General features: G+C 57.0%; 1 rRNA gene. It reads right to left on the reverse strand.

The annotated features are described in order from the left end of the window. Positions 1-15: 15 nt before the first annotated feature. Positions 16-1,364: ribosomal RNA gene (locus tag FFS20_RS17800) — 16S ribosomal RNA — on the reverse strand; the annotation flags it as partial.

The following is a 1,364-nucleotide window of genomic DNA, read 5'->3' on the forward strand; positions in this document are numbered from 1 at the left end:
TGGTGTGCTCCTTAGAAAGGAGGTGATCCAGCCGCACCTTCCGGTACGGCTACCTTGTTACGACTTAGTCCCAATCACCAGTCCCACCTTAGACGGCCCCCTCCCCATACGGGGTTAGGCCACCGGCTTCGGGTGTTACCGACTTTCGTGACTTGACGGGCGGTGTGTACAAGGCCCGGGAACGTATTCACCGCAGCGTTGCTGATCTGCGATTACTAGCGACTCCGACTTCACGTAGTCGAATTGCAGACTACGATCCGAACTGAGACTGGCTTTAAGGGATTCGCTGACCCTCACGGGCTCGCTTCTCTTTGTACCAGCCATTGTAGCATGCGTGAAGCCCAAGACATAAAGGGCATGATGATTTGACGTCATCCCCACCTTCCTCCGAGTTGACCCCGGCAGTCTCCTATGAGTTCCCACCATCACGTGCTGGCAACATAGAACGAGGGTTGCGCTCGTTGCGGGACTTAACCCAACATCTCACGACACGAGCTGACGACAACCATGCACCACCTGTACACCAACCCCAAAGGGGAAGACCTGTTTCCAGGCCGGTCTGGTGTATGTCAAGCCTTGGTAAGGTTCTTCGCGTTGCATCGAATTAATCCGCATGCTCCGCCGCTTGTGCGGGCCCCCGTCAATTCCTTTGAGTTTTAGCCTTGCGACCGTACTCCCCAGGCGGGGCACTTAATGCGTTAGCTACGGCGCGGAGAACGTGGAATGCCCCCCACACCTAGTGCCCAACGTTTACGGCATGGACTACCAGGGTATCTAATCCTGTTCGCTCCCCATGCTTTCGCTCCTCAGTGTCAGTTACAGCCCAGAGTCCCGCCTTCGCCACCGGTGTTCCTCCTGATATCTGCGCATTTCACCGCTACACCAGGAATTCCAGACTCCCCTACTGCACTCTAGTCAGCCCGTACCCACTGCACGCGCAACGTTAAGCGTTGCGTTTCCACAGCAGACGTGACCAACCACCTACGAGCTCTTTACGCCCAATAATTCCGGACAACGCTCGTACCCTACGTATTACCGCGGCTGCTGGCACGTAGTTAGCCGGTACTTCTTCTGCAGGTACCGTCACTCTCGCTTCTTCCCTGCTGAAAGCGGTTTACAACCCGAAGGCCGTCATCCCGCACGCTGCGTCGCTGCATCAGGGTTTCCCCCATTGTGCAATATTCCCCACTGCTGCCTCCCGTAGGAGTCTGGGCCGTGTCTCAGTCCCAGTGTGGCCGGTCGCCCTCTCAGGCCGGCTACCCGTCGTCGTCTTGGTGAGCCATTACCTCACCAACAAACTGATAGGCCGCGAGCCCATCCCCAACCGAAAAAACTTTCCACCCACTCTCATGCGAGAGCAGGTC

Origin of the sequence: Brevibacterium sp. 2SA (assembly GCF_005502845.1) — a bacterium.
Taxonomy (GTDB): Bacteria; Actinomycetota; Actinomycetes; order Actinomycetales; family Brevibacteriaceae; genus Brevibacterium.